Source organism: Staphylococcus agnetis (genome assembly GCF_002901865.1).
Lineage (GTDB): Bacteria > Bacillota > Bacilli > Staphylococcales > Staphylococcaceae > Staphylococcus > Staphylococcus agnetis.
On record NZ_PPQF01000056.1, the window covers coordinates 125791 to 152290 of the forward strand.

At 36.4% G+C, this 26500-nt stretch carries 23 protein-coding genes; all 23 read left to right on the forward strand.

The features are described from left to right. The first annotated feature begins 3 nt into the window (after positions 1 to 3). The 23 genes from hslU to pnp all read left to right on the forward strand — a co-directional run bounded on the left by hslU (position 4) and on the right by pnp (position 26206). Positions 4 to 1413: an ATP-dependent protease ATPase subunit HslU gene (hslU, locus tag CD172_RS09115; RefSeq protein ID WP_103346162.1), complete on the forward strand. Its 1410-nt coding sequence runs from the start codon at positions 4 to 6 to the stop codon at positions 1411 to 1413. A 14-nt stretch (positions 1414 to 1427) separates the two neighbouring features. Beyond that, positions 1428 to 2201, forward strand: coding sequence for a GTP-sensing pleiotropic transcriptional regulator CodY (gene codY, locus CD172_RS09120; protein ID WP_103346163.1), 774 nt, complete (start codon positions 1428 to 1430; stop codon positions 2199 to 2201). A gap of 161 nt (positions 2202 to 2362) precedes the next feature. Then, the gene (gene rpsB, locus CD172_RS09125) at positions 2363 to 3139 is read left to right on the forward strand and encodes a 30S ribosomal protein S2 (RefSeq protein WP_103346164.1); all 777 of its coding nucleotides are present in this window, start codon (positions 2363 to 2365) and stop codon (positions 3137 to 3139) included. A 170-nt stretch (positions 3140 to 3309) separates the two neighbouring features. Next, on the forward strand, positions 3310 to 4191 hold the full coding sequence (gene tsf / locus CD172_RS09130; RefSeq protein WP_171509145.1) for a translation elongation factor Ts: 882 nt from the start codon (positions 3310 to 3312) through the stop codon (positions 4189 to 4191). A gap of 153 nt (positions 4192 to 4344) precedes the next feature. Further along, positions 4345 to 5067 carry a UMP kinase gene (pyrH, locus tag CD172_RS09135; protein ID WP_037564679.1) on the forward strand — a complete coding sequence of 241 codons (723 nt, stop codon included), beginning with the start codon at positions 4345 to 4347 and terminating at the stop codon, positions 5065 to 5067. Between the two features lie 18 nt (positions 5068 to 5085). Further along, entirely contained in the window at positions 5086 to 5640 is a 555-nt protein-coding gene (gene frr / locus CD172_RS09140; RefSeq protein WP_037564677.1) for a ribosome recycling factor, read from the forward strand. 149 nt (positions 5641 to 5789) lie between these two features. Beyond that, positions 5790 to 6551 carry an isoprenyl transferase gene (locus tag CD172_RS09145; protein ID WP_037564674.1) on the forward strand — a complete coding sequence of 254 codons (762 nt, stop codon included), beginning with the start codon at positions 5790 to 5792 and terminating at the stop codon, positions 6549 to 6551. Positions 6552 to 6564: 13 nt separating this feature from the next. Next, entirely contained in the window at positions 6565 to 7344 is a 780-nt protein-coding gene (locus tag CD172_RS09150) for a phosphatidate cytidylyltransferase (protein ID WP_037564673.1), read from the forward strand. Positions 7345 to 7359: 15 nt separating this feature from the next. Then, positions 7360 to 8490: a 1-deoxy-D-xylulose-5-phosphate reductoisomerase gene (locus CD172_RS09155; protein ID WP_103346165.1), complete on the forward strand. Its 1131-nt coding sequence runs from the start codon at positions 7360 to 7362 to the stop codon at positions 8488 to 8490. A gap of 6 nt (positions 8491 to 8496) precedes the next feature. Then, complete coding sequence (gene rseP / locus CD172_RS09160; protein ID WP_060550911.1) at positions 8497 to 9777, forward strand: RIP metalloprotease RseP; 1281 nt, start codon at positions 8497 to 8499, stop codon at positions 9775 to 9777. A 28-nt stretch (positions 9778 to 9805) separates the two neighbouring features. After that, entirely contained in the window at positions 9806 to 11512 is a 1707-nt protein-coding gene (locus CD172_RS09165) for a proline--tRNA ligase (RefSeq protein WP_103346166.1), read from the forward strand. Positions 11513 to 11710: 198 nt separating this feature from the next. Beyond that, positions 11711 to 16021 carry a PolC-type DNA polymerase III gene (locus CD172_RS09170; protein ID WP_060550913.1) on the forward strand — a complete coding sequence of 1437 codons (4311 nt, stop codon included), beginning with the start codon at positions 11711 to 11713 and terminating at the stop codon, positions 16019 to 16021. 127 nt (positions 16022 to 16148) lie between these two features. Continuing rightward, positions 16149 to 16616, forward strand: a complete 468-nt coding sequence (gene rimP, locus CD172_RS09175; protein WP_060550914.1) for a ribosome maturation factor RimP — start codon at positions 16149 to 16151, stop codon at positions 16614 to 16616. A gap of 19 nt (positions 16617 to 16635) precedes the next feature. Beyond that, a complete protein-coding gene (nusA, locus tag CD172_RS09180; protein WP_103346167.1) occupies positions 16636 to 17814 on the forward strand; it encodes a transcription termination factor NusA in 1179 nt (392 codons plus the stop codon). A gap of 12 nt (positions 17815 to 17826) precedes the next feature. Beyond that, the gene (gene rnpM / locus CD172_RS09185) at positions 17827 to 18114 is read left to right on the forward strand and encodes an RNase P modulator RnpM (RefSeq protein ID WP_103346168.1); all 288 of its coding nucleotides are present in this window, start codon (positions 17827 to 17829) and stop codon (positions 18112 to 18114) included. Next, on the forward strand, positions 18111 to 18413 hold the full coding sequence (locus CD172_RS09190; protein WP_060550915.1) for a YlxQ family RNA-binding protein: 303 nt from the start codon (positions 18111 to 18113) through the stop codon (positions 18411 to 18413). The genes rnpM and CD172_RS09190 overlap by 4 nt, the downstream gene beginning before the upstream one ends. A gap of 16 nt (positions 18414 to 18429) precedes the next feature. Further along, a complete protein-coding gene (gene infB / locus CD172_RS09195; RefSeq protein ID WP_103346169.1) occupies positions 18430 to 20562 on the forward strand; it encodes a translation initiation factor IF-2 in 2133 nt (710 codons plus the stop codon). Positions 20563 to 20759: 197 nt separating this feature from the next. Further along, positions 20760 to 21143: a VOC family protein gene (locus CD172_RS09200; RefSeq protein WP_103346170.1), complete on the forward strand. Its 384-nt coding sequence runs from the start codon at positions 20760 to 20762 to the stop codon at positions 21141 to 21143. Positions 21144 to 21240: 97 nt separating this feature from the next. Continuing rightward, positions 21241 to 21585, forward strand: a complete 345-nt coding sequence (gene rbfA, locus CD172_RS09205; protein ID WP_037564645.1) for a 30S ribosome-binding factor RbfA — start codon at positions 21241 to 21243, stop codon at positions 21583 to 21585. A gap of 73 nt (positions 21586 to 21658) precedes the next feature. Further along, positions 21659 to 22576, forward strand: coding sequence for a tRNA pseudouridine(55) synthase TruB (gene truB / locus CD172_RS09210; protein WP_103346171.1), 918 nt, complete (start codon positions 21659 to 21661; stop codon positions 22574 to 22576). 14 nt (positions 22577 to 22590) lie between these two features. Then, the gene (locus CD172_RS09215; protein ID WP_060550919.1) at positions 22591 to 23562 is read left to right on the forward strand and encodes a bifunctional riboflavin kinase/FAD synthetase; all 972 of its coding nucleotides are present in this window, start codon (positions 22591 to 22593) and stop codon (positions 23560 to 23562) included. A 103-nt stretch (positions 23563 to 23665) separates the two neighbouring features. After that, entirely contained in the window at positions 23666 to 23935 is a 270-nt protein-coding gene (gene rpsO / locus CD172_RS09220) for a 30S ribosomal protein S15 (RefSeq protein ID WP_037564639.1), read from the forward strand. 168 nt (positions 23936 to 24103) lie between these two features. After that, complete coding sequence (pnp, locus tag CD172_RS09225; RefSeq protein WP_103346172.1) at positions 24104 to 26206, forward strand: polyribonucleotide nucleotidyltransferase; 2103 nt, start codon at positions 24104 to 24106, stop codon at positions 26204 to 26206. Positions 26207 to 26500 lie beyond the last annotated feature (294 nt).

Here is a 26500-nt window from a genome sequence, read left to right on the forward strand (position 1 = left end):
CATATGGATCAAAATGCCATTAAATATACCCCTAAAGAAATTGTAGCAAAATTAAATGAGTATATTATTGGACAAGATGAAGCGAAAAAGAAAGTAGCGATTGCGCTTAGAAACCGTTATCGTAGAAGTCTCTTAGAAGATGAGGTCAAACAAGAAATCGCTCCTAAAAATATATTAATGATGGGACCAACGGGTGTTGGTAAAACCGAAATTGCACGCCGCATGGCTAAAATTGTCGGCGCACCATTTATTAAAGTAGAGGCGACTAAATTTACCGAAGTCGGCTATGTGGGGCGCGATGTGGAAAGCATGGTAAGAGATCTTGTAGATGTTGCAGTCCGACTCGTTAAAGAAGAAAAGAAAAACGCAGTTAAAGACGAAGCAACCGCAAAAGCTAATGAACGTTTAGTGAAATTGTTGGTGCCTAGTAGAAAGAAAAAAGCATCTCAATCGTCTAGTAATCCACTTGAATCTTTGTTTGGAGGCGCGATTCCAAATTTTAGTCAACCTCAAGAAGAGGAAGAAGAGCCACCTACAGAAGAAATTAAAACAAAGCGTTCAGATATTAAAGTGCAACTTAAAAATGGACAACTTGAGAATGAAAAAGTACGTATTAAAGTTGAACAAGATCCTGGTGCATTAGGTATGATGGGGAATCAACAAAATGAGCAAATGCAAGAAATGATGAACCAACTGATGCCTAAGAAAAAAGTTGAAAAAGAAGTTCCTGTAAAAACCGCACGTAAAATTTTAATCGATGAGTACGCTGAAGAGATGATTGATCGTGAAACAGCAAACCAAGAGGCATTACAATTGGCTGAACAAATGGGGATTATCTTTATCGATGAAATTGATAAAGTTGCGACAAATAGTCAGTATAGCGGTGGGCAAGACGTTTCAAGACAAGGTGTACAACGAGATATCCTTCCTATCCTTGAAGGTAGCGTGATTCGTACGAAATATGGTACCGTTAGTACGGAACATATGTTATTTATAGGTGCAGGCGCCTTTCATGTATCTAAGCCAAGTGATTTGATTCCAGAACTTCAAGGAAGATTTCCAATTCGCGTAGAACTTCAAAGTTTAACAGTTGAAGATTTTGTCAATATTTTAAAAGAACCAAAACTTTCATTAATTAAACAATATGAAATGTTGCTTCAAACGGAAGAAGTCACTGTTAATTTCACAGACGACGCGATTCATCGTTTAGCTGAAATGGCTTATCACGTGAACCAAGAAACTGATAATATTGGTGCTAGACGATTACACACAATTTTAGAGAAAATGTTAGAAGATTTATCATTTGAAGCACCAAATATGCCACACGCACATGTAGATATTACACCTCAGTACGTAGACGAAAAGTTAAAATCAATTTCTACAAACAAAGATTTAAGTGAATTCATTTTATAAAAAGGAGAAGAGACATGGGTTTATTATCTAAAACGAGAGAACTAAGTAGTTTATTACAAAAACATAAAGGGATTTCAGTTGATTTTAAAGATGTTGCACAAACAATCAGTAAAGTAACTGTAACGAACGTATTTATCGTTTCACGACGAGGTAAGATTTTAGGTTCAAATTTAAATGAATTGCTCAAAAATGAGCGCATTATAAAAATGTTAGAAGAGCGTCACGTGCCAGAGGCATATACAAGTAAATTAATGAACGTACATGAAACATCTTCAAATATTACAATCGACAATGAACTTTCAGTTTTCCCACCTGAAAATGAAGAACTTTTTAAAGATTCTCGTACAACGATTTTCCCAATCATTGGTGGTGGAGAACGCTTAGGTACTTTAGTACTTGGTCGTGTTTCGGACGATTTTGGTGAAAATGACCTTGTTTTAGGTGAATATGCAGCTACAGTTATTGGAATGGAAATCTTACGTGAAAAACATAATGAAATCGAAACAGAAGCGCGTGATAAAGCAGCGATTTCAATGGCTATCAATTCGTTATCGTATTCAGAAAAAGAAGCAATTGATCATATTTTTGAAGAACTTGGTGGTAAGGAAGGTCTGCTTATTGCATCCAAAGTGGCAGATCGTGTCGGTATTACGCGTTCAGTCATTGTGAATGCTTTACGAAAACTGGAAAGTGCCGGTGTCATTGAATCACGTTCATTAGGTATGAAAGGTACATTTATCAAAGTTAAAAAAGTAGCATTTTTAGACGAATTGAAACGTTCAGAGTAATAAATACTAGTTGCATCTAATATCACTTTGTGATATATTTATATGCGGCTATGAGAAAGTCAAAACACACACGTGACGCCAATATACAAAAGGGTGCGACATCACGTCGTTTTTGTATTAGCGCATGTGGAGGATAATAACCAATAGGAGGAATTTTAATCATGGCAGTAATTTCTATGAAACAATTACTTGAAGCTGGTGTTCACTTCGGTCATCAAACACGCCGTTGGAACCCAAAAATGAAAAAGTACATCTTCACTGAAAGAAATGGTATTTATATCATTGACTTACAAAAAACAGTGAAAAAAGTTGAAGAAGCATACAGCTTCATCAAACAAGTATCTGAAGAAGGCGGTAAAGTCTTATTCGTTGGTACTAAAAAACAAGCACAAGAATCAGTAAAAGCTGAAGCAGAACGTGCAGGTCACTACTACGTTAACCAAAGATGGTTAGGTGGTATCTTAACAAACTACAAAACAATTTCTAAACGTGTAAAACGTATTTCTGAAATTGAAAAAATGGAAGAAGACGGTACTTTTGACGCACTTCCTAAAAAAGAAGTTGTAGAACTTAAAAAAGAATATGACCGTTTAATCAAATTCTTAGGCGGTATTCGTGATATGAAATCTATGCCTCAAGCATTATTCGTTGTAGACCCTCGTAAAGAGCGCAACGCAATTGCTGAAGCACGTAAATTAAACATTCCTATCGTAGGTATTGTTGACACTAACTGTGATCCAGATGAAATCGATTACGTTATCCCAGCGAACGACGATGCGATTCGCGCGGTTAAATTATTAACTGGTAAAATGGCTGATGCGATTTTAGAAGGTCAACAAGGTGTTTCTAATGATGAAGTTGCTGCAGAGCAAAACATCGACTTAAATGAAGAAGAAACGTCAACTGAAGAAACAGAATCAACTGTTGAGTCTAAATAAATAGAATCTTAAAATGAGGTCTAAAGATAGTTTTCTTGACCAGGCGGAATCGATATAACTCTTACATCGACAACGCAATTTTAAGTATACAAGCATTTTAAGGGACTAGGACAACAATATGTCCCAGCCCCTTTTTTTAAAATATAATAAGACATGATATTGGAGGAATAGTGATGGCAATTTCAGCTAAACTTGTTAAAGAATTACGTGAAAAAACTGGCGCTGGTATGATGGATTGTAAAAAAGCGCTTCAAGAAACTGATGGGAACATTGATAAAGCAATTGACTACTTACGTGAAAAAGGTATTGCTAAAGCAGCTAAGAAAGCAGACCGTATCGCAGCAGAAGGTATTACACATGTTGAAGTGAAAGGTAACGACGCAGTTATCGTAGAAATCAACTCTGAAACAGACTTCGTTGCACGTAATGAAGGTTTCCAACAACTTGTTAAAGAAATTGCTAACCAAATTCTTGAAACGAAAGCTGAATCTGTTGAAGCTTTAAATGAAACAACACTTCCAAATGGTAAAAAAGTTTCTGAACATATGAACGAAGCGATTTCAACAATCGGTGAAAAATTAAGCTTACGTCGTTTTGAATTACGTACAAAAACTGACAATGATGCATTCGGTGCATATTTACACATGGGTGGACGTATTGGTGTACTTTCAGTTGTTGAAGGTACAACTGATGAAGAAGCAGCTAAAGATGTTGCAATGCACATCGCTGCAATTAATCCAAAATACGTTTCTTCTGACCAAGTAAGTGAAGAAGAAATCAACCACGAAAGAGAAGTATTAAAACAACAAGCACTTAACGAAGGTAAACCAGAAAACATCGTTGAGAAAATGGTTGAAGGACGTTTACGTAAATATTTACAAGAAATTTGTGCAGTTAACCAAGACTTCGTTAAAAATCCAGATCAAACTGTTGAACAATTCCTTAAATCAAAAGGTGGTCAATTAGTAGACTTCGTACGTTACGAAGTGGGTGAAGGTTTAGAAAAACGTGAAGAAAACTTCGCTGATGAAGTTAAAGGACAAATGAAATAATAGACACGGTTTATTATGAGAAAGAAGACACCTTTTGTGTCCTCCTTTGCATGACTTCAATAAAAGCATATTGAAGCCGTGTTAAAGGAAGATACGTCTTGTGTCTTCTTTACTTGTATTGTTTTACATAAAACGAATAGAGAGGTTATTATAATGGCTGAAACTTCAAAATATAAGCGAGTAGTTTTGAAACTAAGTGGTGAAGCACTGGCAGGAGATAAAGGATTTGGTATTAATCCAATCATTATTAAAAGTATTGCACAACAAGTGGCAGAAGTAGCGAAAATGGATACAGAAGTCGCTGTCATTGTTGGTGGTGGCAATATTTGGCGCGGTAAAACAGGTAGTGATTTAGGAATGGATCGCGGAACTGCTGACTATATGGGGATGCTTGCAACAGTAATGAATGCATTGGCATTACAAGATAGCTTAGAACAATTAGATTGTGATACACGTGTGTTAACGTCAATTGAAATGAAACAAGTTGCAGAACCTTATATTCGTCGACGTGCCATTAGACATTTAGAGAAAAAACGTGTCGTCATTTTTGCAGCAGGAATTGGTAATCCTTATTTCTCAACAGACACAACTGCTGCATTGAGAGCAGCTGAAGTAGAAGCAGATGTCATTTTGATGGGTAAAAATAATGTAGACGGTGTATACTCTGCAGACCCAAAAGTAGACCCAAATGCGGTTAAATATGAACGCTTAACATATTTACAATTATTGCAAGAAGGCTTACAAGTAATGGATTCAACAGCCTCTTCATTCTGTATGGATAACAATATTCCGCTTAATGTGTTCTCAATTATGGAAGAAGGAAACATTAAACGTGCTGTTTTAGGTGAAGAAATCGGTACAATTATTACAAAATAATCTAGAGGTGACTTTCTGATGAGTGAAATTATCCAAGATACGAAATCACGTATGAAAAAATCAATCGAAAATTTATCACGTGAACTTGCTCAAATTAATGCAGGGCGTGCAAATTCTAATTTATTAGCAGGTGTTAACGTGAACTACTACGGTGCGCCAACACCTGTGCAACAACTCGCAAGTATCAACGTTCCTGAAGCACGTTTACTTGTAATCTCTCCATATGACAAATCATCGTTAGCTGATATCGAAAAAGCAATTTACGCTGCAAATTTAGGTGTAACACCGACAAGCGATGGTGAAGTCATTCGTATTACGGTACCAGCATTAACTGAAGAACGTCGTAAAGAAATTGTTAAAGAAGTTAAAAAGACTGGTGAAAATGCGAAAGTTTCTGTACGTAATATTCGTCGTGATGCAAATGATACATTGAAAAAACAAGAAAAAGACGGCGATATCACTGAAGATGAATTACGTTCAGGTTCAGATGATGTTCAAAAAGTAACAGACGATTCTATAAAACAAATCGATCAACTTGTTACAGATAAAGAAAAAGACATTATGTCTGTCTAAATCATTTGTGAAACTGTACCGAATCAGACTTTGGTACAGTTTTTTTCTTTGTCATTCAATGAGTGATTTGAGTGTGATAAAATGGTAGATAATTGTACATTTTAAAGATTATAATAATATGAGACGTAATGAGGCTCGGAGGAACACGCATGTTTAAGAAATTTAAAAATATTGAAGATAAAACATCTCAAGTCGACACTTTAGATTTACATAATATACCAGAACACATTGCAATCATCATGGACGGTAATGGACGTTGGGCGAAACAACGAAGAATGCCTAGAATTAAAGGGCACTATCAAGGTATGCAAACGATTAAAACGATTACACGTGCGGCAAATGATTTAAATGTAAAATACTTAACACTGTATGCTTTTTCAACTGAAAATTGGTCACGTCCAGAGGAAGAAGTCAACTACATCATGGGATTACCTGTTAACTTTTTAAATACGTTTTTACCTGAGTTAATTGAAAAAAATGTTAAGGTAGAAACGATTGGCTTTATAGAACAGCTTCCTCAAAAAACGATTCAAGCAATTGAAGAAGCGAAACGTAAAACGGCACAGAATACTGGATTGACGTTAATCTTTGCTATCAATTACGGTGGACGTGCTGAAATTATTTCTGGAATGAAATCATTAATTAAAGACTTAAAAAATGGTAGTGATATTGACGTTGACCATTTAGATGAAAATGTTTTTCAAAAGTATTTAATGACGTCTGATTATCCCGATCCAGAGTTATTAATTCGCACGTCAGGAGAACAACGTATTAGTAACTTTTTAATTTGGCAATTGTCATATAGTGAATTTATTTTTAATCAAAAAATGTGGCCAGATTTTGATGAAGATGAATTAAAATCATGCATAAAAACATATCAATCTCGACAACGACGTTTTGGGGGATTGTAGATAGGAGAAGATTATGAAGGTAAGAACGATTACTACCATAGTTGCGTTAATCGTATTTTTGCCAATTTTATTAATTGGTGGAACGACATGGATGCTTTTTACATCAATTCTTGCTTTAATAGCATTAAAAGAATTATTGAATATGAACCGTATTCAATTACTTTCAGTTCCAGGATTGATTAGTGCAATCGGTTTAATTTTAATTTTACTACCACAAGACTTTTCATGGGTTCCAATTGTGCAACAAAAATCACTGATCGCTTTAAGTTTTATTTTATTAAGCTATACCGTGATGTCAAAAAATAGATTTAGTTTTATGGACTCAGCATTTTGTTTAATGTCAGTGGCATACGTGGGTATCGGTTTTATGTATTTTTATGAAACGCGTGAAGCAGGCTTACATTATATTTTATTCGGTTTACTTATCGTATGGTTAACGGACACGGGTGCATATCTTTTTGGCCGCTCATTCGGAAAACACAAATTATGGCCAGTCATTAGTCCAAATAAAACAATCGAAGGCTTTATCGGTGGACTATTATGTAGTTTACTCGTTCCATTAGCTTTCATGTTTTTTGTGCCTTTCGATTACGGTATGATTTGGGTATTAATCATGACCATCGTATTAAGTGCGTTTGGTCAATTAGGAGACCTTGTCGAATCTGGGTTTAAACGTCATTTTGGTGTGAAAGACTCAGGTCGTTTATTACCAGGTCACGGTGGTATTCTAGATCGATTCGATAGTTTTATGTTTGTATTACCTTTAATGTATCTTTTCTTAATTCAAATGTAAGGTGAAGTGAAAACGATGAAAAATATAGCAGTGTTAGGGGCTTCGGGTTCTATCGGAACACAGGCCATTGATGTCATTGAACGCCATCCAAATGAATTTAATCTCATTGCGTTTACAGTTGGTAAAAATATTGACTATGCAAAAAAAATTATCGAAAAACATCAACCCGAAATGATTTCGGTACAAAATATTGAAGATATTGATGCTTTTTCAGAGTACGATGTCAACATTGTTTCAGGAAAAGAAGGTTTGATTTCTGTTGCGACATATGAAAAAAATGATCTCGTTCTTAACGCCTTACTTGGAAGTGTGGGACTAGAACCTACTATGCGCGCGATTGAAGCTGGAAAAGATATTGCACTTGCGAATAAAGAGACACTTGTTGTTGCAGGTGAACTGGTTATGGCACATGCACGACAATACAATGTGAATATCTTACCTGTAGATTCTGAACATGCGGCCATTTTTCAATGTTTAAATGGTGAAGATATGAAACAAATCAAAAAGGTGACAATCACTGCTAGTGGCGGTTCATTTCGAGATTTATCACGTGAAGCGTTAGAGCATGTGACTGTAGAAGATGCCTTAAATCATCCAAATTGGAGTATGGGACATAAAATTACAATCGATTCTGCGACGATGATGAATAAAGGTTTTGAAGTGATCGAAGCAAAATGGCTCTTTGATTTAGACATTTCTAAAATCGAAACCATTTTACACAAAGAAAGTATTATTCATTCTATGGTAGAATTTGTAGATACAAGTGTGATGGCGCAATTAGGTACACCTGACATGCGCATGCCGATTCAATATGCGTTTACTTATCCAAAACGTATAGAACATCAAGCACCTTCTTTAAATTTGGCAGAGGTTGCACAATTACATTTTAAAGCTATGGATTTTGAACGTTACCGTTGCTTACAATACGCTTATGATGCAATCAAAATTGGTGGCACAATGCCTGTTGTTTTAAATGCAGTGAATGAAGTCGCTGTAGCTAAATTTTTAAATAAAGAAATTCGCTTTTTAGATATCGAACGTATGATTAAAAGAGAAATGGATCGACATGAGGTCATACAGAACCCAACACTTGAACAAATATTAGCGCTTGATGCGCATTACAAAAATAAAGAATACGAGGTGTAGAAATCTGTGTTTATTACCATCATTGCATTTATCTGTGTATTCGGATTACTAGTATCTGTGCATGAATATGGTCATATGCTTTTTGCAAAACGTGCGGGTATTATGTGTCCGGAATTTGCAATTGGAATGGGGCCGAAAATTTTAAGTTTCCGAAAAGATGAAACATTATATACGATTCGTCTGTTACCTGTAGGTGGTTATGTACGTATGGCAGGTGACGGTATGGAAGAAGCACCTGTACAACCAGGCATGCACGTTAAAATCAAATTAAACGATCAAAATGAAATCACTCATATTATTTTAGATGATCAACATAAATTCCAACAAATGGAAGCGATAGAAGTTAAAAAAGCAGACTTTAATCAAGATTTATATATTGAAGGCATCATGGCGCATGACCAAACACGTCATCATTATCCAATTGCCAAAAAAGCTTTTTTCGTTCAAAATGGTAGTCTTATTCAAATTGCGCCAAGAGAGCGTCAATTTGCCTATAAAAAACCGTATCAAAAGTTTTTAACATTATTTGCAGGACCTCTTTTTAATTTTATTTTAGCAGCCGTGTTACTAATTGGCTTAGCATATTGGCAAGGGGCACCAACAAACAAAGTAGACCAAGTTGCACCCAAAACACCTGCAGCTCAAATTGGATTGAAAAAGGGAGATGTGATTACTGAAATAAACGGTCATGCCACGCATAATCTCCGAGACATTCAAAAGGAAATGAAAGCAACAAATGGCGACAAGACCACGTTGAAGTTTGAACGAGACGGTAAAGTGCATACAGAAACATTTTCCCCTAAAAAGTTTATGCAAAATGTTTCCAAAACGAAAAGTGTAACTAAATATCAATTAGGGTTTTTACCTACAAAAGAAGTGAGCCCAATTGAACCCCTCATATTTGGCTTAACACAAACAGTTGAATATGGAAAAATTGTATTTACTGCAGTAGTCGGCTTAATAGGTAGTATATTTACGGGGCATTTTAGTTTTGATATGTTGAATGGTCCAGTTGGCATATATAAAAATGTTGATACTGTTGTTAAAACTGGCATTATTAACTTAATTAATTTCACAGCAATTTTAAGTGTTAACTTAGGAATCATGAACTTATTACCAATTCCGGCACTTGATGGTGGACGTATTTTATTTGTTGCTTACGAAGCGATTTTTAGAAAACCTGCAAATAAAAAAGCAGAAACAGTGATCATTGCGGCAGGTGCGATTTTTGTTGTCATCATCATGATATTAGTGACATGGAATGATATTCAACGTTATTTCTTATAAACAGACATTAAAGGAGGAACATTAAAGGATGAAGCAATCAAAAGTTTTTATACCTACTTTACGAGAAGTTCCAGCTGAAGCTGAAGCAGTCAGTCATCAATTGCTGTTAAAGGCGGGACTTATCAAACAAAATGCAGCAGGTATATATAGTTATTTACCGCTTGCAACACGTGTGCTTCAAAATATTTCTGAAATCATTCGGGAAGAAATGGAGAAAATTGACGCTGTTGAAGTAGTGATGCCCGTGTTACAACAATCAGAGTTATGGAAAGAATCAGGGCGTTGGGAAGCGTATGGTCCTGAACTCATGCGATTAAAAGATCGAAATGAACGCGAATTCGCGTTAGGACCAACACACGAAGAAGTGATTACATCTTTAGTGAGAGATGAATTACGTTCATATAAACAACTTCCTTTAACATTGTTCCAAATTCAAACGAAATTCCGTGATGAGAAGCGTCCAAGATTTGGTTTGTTACGCGGTCGTGAGTTTATTATGAAAGATGCGTATTCCTTCCATACTGACGAAGCATCACTCATGAAAACATATCAAGATATGTATGATGCGTATGGACGCATTTTTAAACGCGTAGGCTTAAATGTGCGTCCAGTGGTTGCAGATTCGGGTGCCATTGGTGGTAATCATACGCATGAATTTCACGCACTGAGCGCGATTGGCGAAGATACCATTGTATATAGTAATGAGAGTGACTATGCAGCAAATATTGAAAAAGCTGAAGTACCATATATCCCTTCAGAAGTGCCAAAAGCGCCAGAAGCAACACTTGAAAAAATTGCAACACCGAATGTGAAAACAGTGAAAGAATTGGCATCATTTTTAAATAAACCACTTGATGAAATTACGAAATCTATGATTTTCAAAGTTGATGGGGAATTTGTGCTTGTATTGGTGCGCGGTCATCACGAAATTAATGATGTGAAATTAAAAGATTTCTTCAAAACAGATCAAGTAGAGCTTGCTGATGAACATGACATCCGTAATTTATTGGGTGCAACACCAGGTTCTTTAGGACCAATTACTGATAAATCAATTAAAATCTATGCAGATAACTATATTCAAGATCTTTCAAATTTAGTGGTTGGGGCAAATGAAGATGGTTATCACTATATCAATGCGAATGTAGGGCGTGATTTTCAAGTAGAGGCGTATGGTGACTTCAGATTTATTTTAGAAGGTGAACCTTTGAGTGATGGCTCAGGCACTGCACAATTTGCTGAAGGTATCGAAGTAGGTCAAGTGTTTGTACTAGGTACAAAGTATTCTGAGACGATGGATGCCACGGTACTAAACAATCAAGGTCGTGAACAAACACTTACGATGGGATGTTACGGTATTGGTGTTTCACGTACATTGAGTGCTATTATTGAACAACACCATGATGAAAATGGAATTATTTGGCCAAAAGCTGTTACACCATACGATATTCACGTGATTTCAGTGAATCCGAAAAAAGATGACCAACGTGAACTGGCGGATGCGATTTATAGCACATTAAATAAAACTTACAATGTCTTATATGATGATCGTCAAGAACGTGCAGGTGTCAAATTTAATGACGCTGACTTGATTGGTTTACCAATTCGCGTCGTGGTAGGTAAAAATGCGAGTGACGGTATAGTAGAAGTTAAACGACGTGATAATGGAGAAAAAGAAGATATTCATATTGACGATTTAGCGTCCCATATCACAAAACTTTATGAACAAATTCAATAACAGATTGATTTAAAATTTGATATAATGATAGTGGATTAATTCAAATGAATGTGCATGACATTGATTTGAATAGACGTTACTAATAGCAAAGTGAGACGCTAAAATCAGAGGAATAGTTGGTTTTACGTCTCACTTTCTTTTATGAAATATTGAATAAAACGTACATGCATTCATCGTACATAAGGTGGTTTATATATCGTGGCATTACAGAATCATGAAAAATTTAAAATACTGCTTCAACAATTAAATTTAAAAACACAGTTAGATGAACAGATTGTTGAGCAAGGTGAGTTGACTCGTGTTGATGTCTCTGAAAAAAATCGGTCTTGGACGTTTCATATTGTATTACCGTATTTTTTGAAGTACGAAGATTATATGATTTTTATGCATGCCTTATCAGATGCGTTTCAAGATATTGCATCGATACATGCACGCTTTCAAATTAAAGACACGGCACAACAAGATGAGCATTTGCTTAAATATTTTTCAAGTTGTATTGAAAAGACGAAATTATCGCCTAAGGTAAAAGGCCAATTAAAACAAAAGAAAATGGTTATGTCAGGGTCAATTGTGAAAGTGCTTGTTCAAAATGACGTGGAGCGTAATCATTTTGATAAAGCGTGTAATGGCAGTTTACTCGCTGCATTAAAAGATTGTGGTTTTGATGTTTCAAAAGTGATATTTGAAACAGATGACAGTGGCCATGATGATGACTTGGCATCATTAGAAGCTCATATTCAACAAGAAGATGTACAAAGTGCACGTGAAGCTACGTCTAAAATAGAGAAAATGAAAGAAGCACGTGCCAAACAAGAAGAAGCGGGTATTACCGTTGATAAGTGTAAAATCGGTAAAACCATTCAAGTTGAAGCGATAAGACCTATTGAGTCGATTATTGAAGAAGAATTTAAAGTGGCAATTGAAGGTGTCATTTTTGACATCAATATCAAAGAGCTTAAAAGTGGGCGTCATATCGTTGAACTTAAAGTAACGGATTATACGGATTCACTTGTTTTGAAAATGTTTACGCGTAAAAATAAAGATGACTTAGAACATTTTAAAGCATTATCAGAAGGGAAATGGATTCGTGCGCAAGGCCGTATCGAAGAAGACATGTTTATTCGTGATCTTGTCATGATGATGTCAGATGTTGAAGAAGTGAAACGTGCACCAAAGTTAGATAAAGCTGATGAAAAACGTGTGGAATTTCATTTACATACGTCAATGAGTCAAATGGATGGTGTGACTCATATCGGTGACTATGTTGCTCAAGCAGCAAAATGGGGACATGAAGCGATCGCTGTTACTGACCATAATGTGGTACAAGCCTATCCTGATGCACACGCGGCTGCTGAAAAACATGGTATTAAAATGATTTATGGTATGGAAGGTATGCTCGTTGATGATGGCGTCCCAATTGCCTATAAACCTACAGATGTCGAACTCAAAGATGCAACGTATGTCGTGTTTGACGTTGAAACAACAGGACTTTCAAATCAATACGATAAAATTATAGAGCTTGCTGCAGTGAAAGTGAAAAACGGTGAAATTATCGATAAATTTGAGCGTTTTAGTAATCCACATGAAAAGTTAACAGAGACGATAAAGAACTTAACCCACATTACAGATGATATGTTAAAAGATGCACCTGAAATTGAAGAGGTTCTGACAGAATTCAAAACATGGGTGGGCGATGCTATTTTTGTTGCGCATAACGCATCATTTGATATGGGCTTTATCGATACGGGTTATGAACGTCTTGGATTTGGCCCATCGACGAATGGGGTCATCGATACACTTGAACTTTCAAGAACCATTAATACGAGTTATGGTAAGCATGGCTTGAACTTTCTTGCTAAAAAATATGGTGTTGAACTCACCCAACACCATAGAGCGATTTATGATACAGAAGCAACAGCATATATTTTTATTAAAATGCTCGCACAGCTAAAAGAAAAAAATGTGCATAATCATAAAGATATTAATCAATGTCTATCTAATGAAGATGCCTATAAACGCGCACGTCCTCAGCATGTGACATTAATCGTTCAAAATCAAACAGGCCTAAAAAACCTTTTTAAAATTGTAAGTGAATCACTCGTCACATATTATTATCGTACCCCTAGAATACCGCGCTCATTATTAGATGAATATCGTGAGGGGTTACTTGTGGGGACAGCTTGTGATGAAGGTGAAGTATTTACTGCAGTGATGCAGCGTGATCAATCAGAAGTTGAACGTATTGCGAAATATTATGATTATATTGAAATTCAACCACCAGCGTTGTATCAAGATTTATTAGATCGAGAATTAATTAGAGATCATGAAACGTTAGAAGAAATATATGAACGTATATTAAAAGTTGGTGAAACCAATCAAATTCCAGTAATTGCTACAGGGAATGTGCATTACTTACATGAACATGATGGTATTGCACGACAAATATTGATTGCATCCCAACCCGGGAATCCATTGAATCGTACCACGTTACCAGAAGCGCATTTCAGAACGACAGATGAAATGTTAGATGCATTTCACTTCTTAGGTGCAGACCGTGCGAAACAAATTGTGGTAGAAAATACACGTGCACTTGCTGACCGTATTGAAAAAGTGGTCCCAATTAAAGATAAACTCTTCACACCTAATATGGACGGTGCCAATGAAGAAATACGCGAATTAAGTTATAATAACGCTAAAGCATTATACGGTGAAGATTTACCTCAAATCGTTATCGATCGTTTAGAAAAAGAATTAGAAAGTATTATAGGTAACGGATTTGCGGTTATTTATCTCATATCGCAACGCCTCGTAAAAAAATCTTTAGATGATGGTTACTTAGTAGGATCTCGAGGGTCTGTAGGCTCTAGTTTTGTTGCGACCATGACAGAAATAACTGAAGTTAATCCATTACCGCCACATTATATTTGTCCAAAATGTAAGAAGAGTGAGTTCTTTGATGATGGCTCGGTTGGTTCAGGTTTTGACTTGCCAGATAAAACATGTGACTGTGGTGCTGAAATGATTAAAGAAGGCCAAGACATTCCGTTTGAAACGTTCCTTGGATTTAAGGGGGATAAAGTTCCAGATATTGACTTGAACTTTAGTGGTGAGTATCAACCCCATGCGCACAATTATACGAAAGTTTTATTTGGTGAAGATAAAGTCTTCCGCGCAGGGACAATAGGTACAGTAGCAGAGAAAACAGCATTTGGATTTGTGAAGGGCTATTTAAATGATCAAGGCATTCATAAACGTGGTGCTGAAGTGGATCGGTTAGTGAAAGGATGTACCGGCGTAAAACGTACAACGGGTCAACACCCGGGTGGTATCATTGTAGTTCCAGATTATATGGATATTTATGATTTTACACCAATACAATATCCTGCTGATGACCAAGGTGCTTCATGGATGACGACACACTTTGACTTCCATTCGATTCATGATAATGTATTGAAACTTGATATTCTGGGACACGATGATCCAACGATGATTCGTATGTTACAGGACCTGTCTGGTATCGATCCTAAAACGATTCCTGTAGATGATAAAGAAACAATGGGAATCTTTAGTTCCCCTGAGGCACTCGGTGTGACAGAGGAACAAATTTTAGCAAAAACTGGAACGTACGGTGTGCCTGAATTTGGTACAGGTTTTGTGCGTCAAATGTTAGAAGATACGAAGCCAACAACATTCTCAGAACTTGTACAAATCTCAGGCCTTTCTCACGGCACAGATGTATGGCTTGGTAATGCCCAAGAACTTGTGCGTAGTGGTACATGTACATTATCCAGCTGTATCGGTTGTCGTGATGATATCATGGTGTATTTAATGTATGCCGGCTTAGAACCGTCACTTGCCTTCAAAATTATGGAATCTGTGCGTAAAGGTAAAGGATTAAGTGAAGAATGGGAACAAGTGATGATGGACAATGGAGTGCCAGAGTGGTATTTAGATTCATGTAAAAAAATTAAATACATGTTCCCGAAAGCGCACGCCGCGGCTTATGTACTGATGGCGGTGAGAATTGCTTATTTTAAAGTACATCATCCACTTTATTATTATGCAAGTTACTTTACAGTACGTGCATCAGATTTTGATTTATTAACGATGGTCAAAGACAAAGATAGTATTCGAAATACCGTTAAGGACATGTATGCAAAATATATGGATTTAGGTAAAAAAGAGAAAGATGTATTAACGGTGCTAGAAATTGCAAACGAAATGGCCCAACGCGGGTTCCGCATGCAACCTGTAAGTTTGGAAAAAAGTAAAGCATACGAATTTATAATAGAAAATGATACATTAATACCACCGTTTGTTGCAGTTCCGGGACTAGGGGAAAATGTTGCGAAACGGATTGTAGAAGCACGTGAAGATGGACCATTTTTATCAAAAGAAGATTTGAATAAAAAAGCAGGTGTATCGCAAAAAGTCATCGAATATCTCGATGATTTAGGGTCTTTACCGAACATGCCTGACAAAGCGCAATTGTCTATTTTCGATATGTAAAATGAAGACATTTGTAGGAATCACGTGATTATGCTATAATAATTATGCTTATAAATTTGGACTCAAGGAGAAAGAGTGGGTATCACCCGCTCTTTTCTGTTTGTGTACCGCTGATAAGGGGGCTCGTATGAGTAAAGTTACAGAGCAAGTTGAAACATTAATCCAACCTGTCCTTGAAGCATTAAATTATGACTTAGTGGATGTTGAATTTGCGAAAGAAGGTCGTGACCATTATTTACGCATTTCAATTGATAAGCCAGGCGGTGTCGATTTGAACGACTGTACAATCGCATCTGAAAAAATTAGTGAAGTAATGGATGAACATGATCCTATTTCAGAAGCTTATTTTCTAGACGTTGCGTCACCAGGTGCCGAACGCCCGATTAAAAAGGAAAAAGATTTTCAAAACGCAGTGTCTAAACCTGTTTTTGTATCTTTATATGCACCTATTGAAGGCGAAAAAGAATGGTTAGGTATTTTAAAACAAGTGTCAGATACTGATATCACAATTGAAGTTAAAGTGAAAGCGAAATCAAAAGATATCACAATACCACGTGACAAAATCGCAAAAGCACGACATGCAGTGATGTTATAGATGTTAGGAGGAAGTATGTGTGAAAAGTAATGAATTATTATTAGCTACTGAGTATCTTGAAAAGGAAAAAAAGATTCCTAGAGAGGTTTTAGTAGATGCCATTGAAGCAGCTTTAATTACTGCTTACAAAAAAAATTATGATAGTGCGCGTAATGTGCGTGTTGAATTAAATTTAGACAGCGGTACATTCCGTGTCATTTCCCGAAAAGAAGTTGTTGAAGAAGTGTTTGATGATAGAGAAGAAGTTGATCTTTCAACAGCTTTAGTCAAAAACCCAGCTTATGAAGTAGGGGACATTTATGAGGAAGACGTGACACCTAAAGACTTTGGTCGTGTTGGTGCACAAGCTGCAAAACAAGCAGTGATGCAACGTTTACGTGATGCAGAGCGTGAAATTCTTTATGAAGAGTTTATTGATAAAGAAGAAGACATTATGACAGGTGTCATCGATCGTGTGGATCACCGTTATGTATATGTGAATTTAGGACGTACAGAAGCTGTTTTATCTGAAGCAGAACGTAGTCCAAATGAATCTTATGTACCAAATGAACGCATTAAAGTGTTCGTTAATAAAGTGGAACAAACGACAAAAGGCCCACAAATTTATGTGTCACGTAGTCATCCTGGATTACTTAAACGCTTGTTTGAACAAGAAGTCCCTGAAATTTTTGAAGGAACTGTAGAAGTGAAATCAGTTGCACGTGAAGCGGGCGATCGCTCTAAAATCAGTGTGCATTCAGATAACCCAGACATTGATGCTGTCGGCGCATGCGTAGGGGCTAAAGGTGCACGTGTCGAAGCGGTAGTTGAAGAACTCGGTGGCGAGAAAATTGATATCGTTCAATGGAGTGACGATCCAAAAGTGTTTGTGAGCAATGCTTTAAGTCCATCACAAGTTGTGGATGTCATTGTTGATGAAGAAAACCAATCAACGACTGTTATTGTTCCTGATTATCAACTTTCTTTAGCTATTGGTAAGCGTGGTCAAAACGCGCGTTTAGCTGCAAAATTGACTGGATGGAAAATAGACATTAAATCTGAATCTGATGCGAAAGATTTACAACTTGAAGATAAATACCTTTCTAAATCTCAAGAAGATACTGTAAGTACTGATGAAAAAGATTTAGACGATGAACAAGTAATCAAGATTGATGAAGTGCCAGAAACACCATCAGAAAGTCAACTTGAAAACGAATAGGAGGGGTTTTTCTTGAAGAAACGTAAAATTCCTATGCGTAAATGTATTTTATCCAATGAAATGAAACCTAAAAAAGATATGATTCGCGTGGTTCAAAATAAAGAAGGCGAAATTTCTGCAGATGCAACAGGAAAAAAACAAGGTCGTGGTGCATATGTATCAAAAGATGTTGAACTTGTTGAAAAAGCACAAGCGTCTCAGAAATTAGAACATTTTTTTAAAGCATCTCAAGAGGAATTAACACCCGTATATAAAGAAATTATTCGTTTAATATACCGAGAAGAGATTCCTACAAAATGAATCAATCATTATTAAATTTTTTAGGACTCGCAATGCGTGCGGGTAAGGTGAAAAGTGGCGAAAGCGTCATTCTTACAGAAATCAAGAAGCAGCGTTTATATCTTGTAATTATTGCAAGCGACGCATCAAAAAATACAATTAAAACATTAACGAATAAATGTCAAAGCTATCAAATACCCTACCGTATTATTAGTGACCGTTATGCATTGGGTGAAGCGGTAGGTAAAGAAGCACGTGTCAATATCGGCATCACCGATCAGGGTTTCGCAAAGAAATTAATTTCTATGATCGATGAATAAAGTAAGGAGTGGTTCAATGAGTAAACAAAGAATCTATGAATATGCCAAATCATTAAATATAAAAAGTAAAGATGTCATTGACGAATTAAAAAAATCTGGCGTAGAAGTATCCAACCACATGCAAACATTAGAAAATGATCATGTGAAAACATTAGACAAAGCATTTAAAAAAGACAACACATCTAAAGAGCAGTCATCATCTAAAAAAAATCAGACACCACAAGGTGGTCAAAAGAAAGAACAACCGAAGCAAAATCATAAAAAGCAACACAATCCTTCTAAAAATAACGGTAATGCCAAACATAATAAGAATAATAAGCGTAATAATAAAAATAATAAGCAAAACCGTAATCAAAAACAAAAACAAGCAGCACCTACACCAGAACCAAAGGAAATGCCATCTAAAATTACGTATACTGAAGGTATCACAGTTGGTGAATTAGCAGATAAATTAGGTGTTGATTCATCAGAAATTATTAAGAAACTATTCTTATTAGGTATCATGGCAAATATCAACCAATCACTTGATATTGAAGCGTTAGAGCTAGTTGCTTCTGACTATGGTGTTGAATTAGAAGAAGAAGTCGTCGTAGATGATAATGACTTAACGATTTATTTTGAAGATGTGGAAAATGATGCTGATGCATCTGAACGACCAGCTGTCGTTACAATTATGGGTCACGTTGACCATGGTAAAACAACACTCCTTGACTCTATTCGAAATACACGTGTAACTGAAGGAGAAGCAGGCGGTATTACACAACATATCGGTGCTTATCAAATTGAAAACAATGATAAGAAAATCACTTTCCTTGACACACCAGGTCACGCCGCATTTACGACAATGCGTGCACGTGGAGCACAAGTGACAGATATCACGATTTTAGTTGTCGCAGCTGACGATGGTGTGATGCCACAAACGATTGAAGCCATTAACCATGCAAAAGAGGCAGAAGTGCCAATTATTGTTGCTGTAAACAAAATTGATAAACCAACAGCGAACCCAGATCGTGTAATGCAAGAGTTAACAGAATACAACCTCATTCCTGAAGACTGGGGTGGCGACACGATTTTCGTACCACTATCAGCATTAAGTGGCGAAGGTATCGATGACTTACTAGAAATGATTGGACTTGTAGCTGAGGTTCAAGAATTAAAAGCCAATGCTGATAAAGTTGCAGTAGGTACAGTGATTGAAGCAGAATTAGATAAATCACGTGGTCCAGCAGCATCATTACTCGTTCAAAACGGAACACTTCATGTGGGTGATGCGATTGTTGTAGGAAACACACACGGTAAAGTGCGTGCTATGGTGAACGATCTTGGTAAGCGTATAAAAGTTGCTGGTCCATCTACTCCTGTTGAAATTACTGGTTTAAATGATGTGCCGCAAGCAGGTGATCGCTTCGTTGTCTTTAAAGATGAGAAGAAAGCGCGTCGTATTGGTGAAGCGCGTGAACAGCAAAGCATTTTACAACAACGTCAAGAAAGTAAAAATGTATCATTAGATAACTTGTTTGAACAAATGAAACAAGGTGAAATGAAAGATTTAAATGTGATCATTAAAGGTGACGTGCAAGGTTCTGTCGAAGCGCTTGCAGCATCATTAATGAAAATCGATGTTGAAGGTGTCAATGTACGTATTATCCATACGGCGACAGGTGCAATTAACGAATCAGACGTTACTTTAGCGAACGCTTCTAACGGTATCATTATTGGTTTTAATGTACGTCCTGATGCAGGTGCTAAACGTGCGGCTGAAGCTGAAAATGTCGACATGCGTTTACATCGCGTGATTTACAATGTAATTGAAGAAATTGAATCTGCGATGAAAGGTATGCTTGACCCTGAATATGAAGAAAAAGTCATTGGACAAGCTGAAGTACGTCAAACATTTAAAGTTTCTAAAGTAGGTACAATCGCAGGTAGTTATGTCACAGATGGTAAAATCACACGTGATTCTGGCGTGCGTATTATTCGTGATGGTGTTGTCTTATTCGAAGGTGAATTAGACACATTAAAACGTTTCAAAGATGATGCTAAAGAAGTCGCACAAGGATATGAATGTGGTATTACGATTGAAAAATTCAATGATATTAAAGAAGGCGATATTATTGAAGCTTACGTAATGGTTGAAGTTGAGCGATAAAATTAAAATCTACATGTTTTAGTTTTGAATAAGGGGACGGAGTACACTGGATGTCCGTCCCCTTATTTTACGTTGTAATCCAAGGGCTTAAGTAGAGTGATATAGGGTATCATGGTGATAAATACGATAGTATAAACTAAATATTTGAAAAGAAATATTACAAAATTGACTTTCAATTTCAATCGAGAGGTGCAATGATGTTAATGACAAATATGTGGTTCAATTTAGCTGTCAAAGATTTAAAGAAAAGTATGGCATTTTACAAAGCTATAGGTTTTGAAATCATGCAAAGACCTGAACAGGTGGGCCATATGTTTGGTATAAAAGTAGGTGCGTCCTCTCCTATTATGTTTGTCGAACACCCTACTTTTCGTTCTTATTTACAACAAGAAGTGACCGGTCAAGATGTATTAATCTCGCTTTCCGTAACTAGTGAAAAAGATTTAGATAATTTAATCATTCGTATCACTGAAGCTGGTGGAACACTTGTTCAACCGAAACATGAGCGTGATGGGTTTCTGGGATGTGTATTTCAAGATATCGATCAACATTTTTTCAATGTCCTTGTTTTTAAAGATTGAGTAAGAGAGGATTGCTCATTGACGGAATTTTTCAAAGTCCTTTATAATACGAAAATAAGGAAAGACATCGAACGTGATACAAAAAGAGGTGAAAAATATGAATATGAGAGCTGAACGTGTTGGCGAACAAATGAAAAAAGAATTAATGGACATCATTAATAATAAATTAAAAGATCCACGCGTAGGATTTTTAACGATTACAGATGTACAACCTACGAATGATTTGTCATTAGCCAAAGTGTATTGTACGGTGCTTGGTAGCGATAAAGAGCGCGAAGATACGTTTAAAGGGTTAGAAAAAGCAAAAGGATTTATTAAATCTGAAATTGGTCAACGTATGCGCCTACGTATCGTCCCGGAGTTGCAATTTGAATATGATGAATCCATTGAATACGGTAATCGAATTGAACAATTAATTCAAGATTTACACAAAAAAGATTAAAGTGTCATACTAGGATACGTTACGGATTTGATGTCGACCGTATCCTAGTTTTTTTATGAGTGAGGTGAATGCGATGTATCACGGTATATTACCAGTATATAAGCCTAGAGGTTTAACGAGTCATGATGTTGTTTTTAAATTACGAAAAATATTAAAGACCAAAAAAGTTGGCCATACAGGGACACTTGATCCTGAAGTAGATGGTGTACTTCCAATTTGTATCGGTCAGGCAACAAAAGTAAGCGATTATGTCATGGATATGGGGAAAACTTATATCGCTGAAGTGACTTTAGGTAGTGCGACGTCGACTGAGGATCAAACTGGAGAGATAATTGCGCAACGTGCTGTAGCGCACCACGCTTTGACAAACAATCAAATCGATCATATTTTAGAAAAATTTGTCGGTGAGATAACACAAGTACCTCCGATGTATTCATCAGTGAAAGTAAATGGGAAAAAGCTATATGAGTATGCGCGACAAGGACAAACGGTTGATCGTCCATCCAGAAAGGTTCACATTCAGTATATAAAACGATTGAATGATGTCACTTTTAAAGAAGAATGTGCTACATTTAATATAGAAGTGGCATGTGGTAAAGGAACGTATATTCGAACGCTTGCCACGGATATCGGTAAGTGTTTAAATTATCCAGCGCATATGTCTCGCTTAACTCGGACAGATAGTGGTGGTTTCCATATTGATCAAGCTTTATCACTAGACCGTATAGCTGAAATGCATGAAGATGGTACATTATCAGATGCGTTATTGCCGATGCTATATGGTTTAAAAGCTTTGCCGATTGTAAACGTTTCACAAGAAGATTTGAAATCACGGATACTTAATGGCCAAAAATTTAAAAGGCATTTATTTAATTTTCCACATGATTCACAAATTGTCTTCGTTGATGAATCGACAAATGATGTGTTAGCGATATATGAACTACATCCGTCGAATCACGCTGAAATTAAACCGAAAAAGGTGTTTAACTAAAGGAGCATAGGTATATGGAAGTTATAGAAATTACGCATCCCATTCAACCTGAGCAATATATTCAAGACGATATTGCAATTGCATTAGGATTTTTTGATGGCCTTCATCGTGGACATCAAGCATTAATGAATAAATTGGATGAGGTGGCTAAAGCGCGTCATTTAAAAAAAGCAGTTATGACATTCGACCCACATCCTTCTGTGGTTTTAAATCCTAAACAAAAGCGCACAACATATTTAACCCCTTTAGATGATAAACTTAATCTTTTACGTCAATATGATATTGATTATTGCTTAGTTGTTAATTTTTCTTCACGTTTTGCAGAAGTATCTTCAGAAGCTTTTGTAAAAGATTATTTATTGAAAAATAGAGCACAAGTGATTGTTGCTGGCTTTGATTTTACTTTTGGTAAGTATGGTAAAGGTAATATGGCAATGTTACAAGAATATCGAGATTTATTTGAATGTATCACTGTGGGTAAACAGGATATTGATAATGAAAAGATTTCTACGACTGCGATACGTGAGGCTTTAAAAAAAGGTGATTTGCTAAAAGCCAATGAACAATTAGGATACCGCTATCAAATTAAAGGAACTGTCGTTCAAGGAGAGAAACGTGGACGTACAATTGGTTTTCCAACAGCTAATATACAACCTAGCGATGATTACTTATTACCTACCAAAGGCGTTTATGCAGTGAGTATGAAGATTGGTTCCAGTGATAAGATTTATAGAGGTGTCTGCAATGTAGGAGTGAAACCGACGTTCCATGATGATTTGCCTCAAGTGGTAATCGAAGTCAATATATTTGATTTTGATGAAAATATTTATGGTGAACGTGTGATACTTTATTGGCATCATTATTTGCGTCCTGAATTGAAATTTGACGGCATCGATCCGCTTGTAGCACAAATGAATCAAGATAAAGCACGTGCAAAATATTTATTATCTGTTGATTTTGGTGATGATGTACCTTATAATATATAAGGTCTGTAAGTAAAGACTTACGACCTTAGTCTTGGTAGGTTGAGACTCCGACGCCTCACTCGGATTAAGGCATTTTAAACAAATTAAAGGAGGAAATTGACAAATGGCAATTTCACAAGAACGTAAAAACGAATTAATTCAACAATACCGTACACACGAATCTGACACTGGTTCACCAGAAGTTCAAATCGCTGTGTTAACTGCAGAAATTACTGCATTAAACGAACACTTACGTACACATAAAAAAGACCACCATTCTCGTCGTGGTTTATTAAAAATGGTAGGTCGTCGTCGCCATTTATTAAACTATTTACGTGAAAAAGACATTCAACGTTACCGTGAACTTATTAAGTCATTAGGTATCCGTCGTTAATGTGTTTTACATTGAAAGAAAGAGGCCAGGCTTTGGTTTCTTTCTTTTTTTACTATAAGCGTAAACATCAATAGATTCATAAAGCGTTTGTAACGTGTTTATATCGTAAGCTATAATAAGATTGAAATATATTAGAAATGTATAGAGAAGTAGGAGAGGAGATAACGCATGTCTCAAGAAAAAAAGGTATTTAAAACGGAGTGGGCCAATCGACCGTTAACAATTGAAACAGGTCAACTCGCAAAGCAAGCGAACGGTGCAGTGCTCGTACGTTATGGAGATACAGTAGTTTTATCTACTGCAACAGCCTCTAAGGAGCCACGCGATGGTGATTTCTTCCCATTAACAGTGAACTATGAAGAAAAAATGTATGCTGCGGGTAAGATTCCTGGTGGATTTAAAAAACGTGAAGGTCGTCCTGCAGATGAAGCCACATTAACTGCACGATTAATTGATCGTCCAATTCGTCCACTTTTCCCAGATGGGTATCGACATGATGTTCAAATTATGAACATGGTATTAAGTGCTGATCCGAATTGTTCACCAGAAATGGCAGCAATGATAGGCTCATCTATGGCACTGAGCGTGTCTGATATTCCATTCCAAGGTCCGATTGCGGGTGTCAATGTAGGATATGTAGATGGTGAATATGTGATAAATCCTAGCTTAGAACAACAAGCCGTCTCACGTTTAGACCTTGAAGTGGCTGGACATAAAGACGCTATTAACATGGTTGAAGCGGGTGCAAGTGAAATCTCAGAAGCGGAAATGTTAGATGCGATTTTATTTGGACATAAAGAAATTCAACGTTTATGTGCGTTCCAAGAAGAAATTATTGCGCATATTCAACCGGAAAAACATGAATTTGTTCCACCAGAAAAAAATGAAACTTTAATTGATTCTGTTAAAGCGAAAGCAGAAGTGCATCAACTTTATCAAGCAATTCAAACTGTTGATAAGCAAGAGCGTGAAGCGAATTTGGATGCAGCTAAAGAAGCAATTATTGCTGAATACCTCAATGAAGAAGATCCTGAAAATGAGGCTTTAATTCAAGAAGTAAACCAAATCGTTAACGCATTAATTAAAGAAGAAGTGCGTCGTCTTATTGCAGATGAAAAAGTAAGACCTGACGGACGAAAACCGGATGAAATTCGACCATTGTCTTCGGAAGTTGGTTTATTACCACGTGCGCACGGTTCAGGACTATTTACACGTGGACAAACACAAGCGCTATCTGTATTAACGCTAGGTTCTATTTCTGAATACCAAATTATCGATGGCCTAGGCGAAGAAGAACATAAGCGCTTTATGCACCACTACAATTTCCCAAACTTTTCAGTTGGCGAAACAGGCCCTGTACGTGCACCGGGACGTCGTGAAATAGGACATGGTGCTTTGGGTGAACGTGCTTTAAAATATATTATTCCAGATGAAAAAACATTCCCTTACACGGTTCGTATTGTGAGTGAAGTTTTAGAATCTAACGGTTCATCATCACAAGCATCAATTTGCGGATCTACACTTGCGTTAATGGATGCAGGTGTACCGATTAAAGCACCTGTCGCTGGTATTGCAATGGGGCTTGTAACACGTGATGAGAGTTATACGATTTTAACAGATATTCAAGGTATGGAAGATGCGTTAGGTGATATGGACTTTAAAGTAGCAGGTACTCAAGAAGGTATCACTGCAATTCAAATGGACATTAAAATTGATGGTCTTACAAAAGAAGTCATTGAAGAAGCGCTTGAACAAGCACGTCAAGGTCGTTTAGCAATCTTAGACCATATGCTTCAAACCATTGAACAACCACGCCCAGAGTTGAGTGCATATGCACCAAAAGTAGAGATTTTGACAATTAAACCAGAAAAAATTAGAGATGTCATTGGACCTGGTGGTAAACAAATTAATGAGATTATCGACGCCACTGGTGTTAAATTAGACATCGAACAAGACGGTACGGTTTATATTGGTTCAACAGAACAAGAGATGATTAACCAAGCACGCGCGTGGATAGAAAGTATTGTACGTGAAGCAGAGGTAGGCCAGGTTTACGATGGTAAAGTAAAACGTATTGAAAAATTTGGAGCCTTTGTAGAACTATTCCCTGGTAAAGATGCTTTAGTTCATATTTCTCAAATTGCAAATGAACGTATTAATAAAGTTGAAGATGTTCTTAAAATCGGAGATACGTTACAAGTTAAAGTAACGGAAATAGACAAGCAAGGCCGTGTGAATGCATCACATAAAGTTTTGTTAAACGCTAAATAAAATCATTAATTAAAGTAATGAAGCCAATCTATCTTTAAATAGATGGCTTCTTTTTTTTATGTCTATTAGTACATGATGAGTTATAGTACCTTTTTCTAGTTGTTGAACTAAGATATTTAGGGTCTAAATCATCAAATATTTCAAATGTTACAAATTTTTGAAAATTTATAAATTTTTATTATGGAAAAAGAATATCTAATTTTTGAGGCATCTTAACACAGCAATGATGAAAATGATGAATCTACATTTAATATTATGATGTTAAAATATCAATAATTTATTTGATAATTTAAG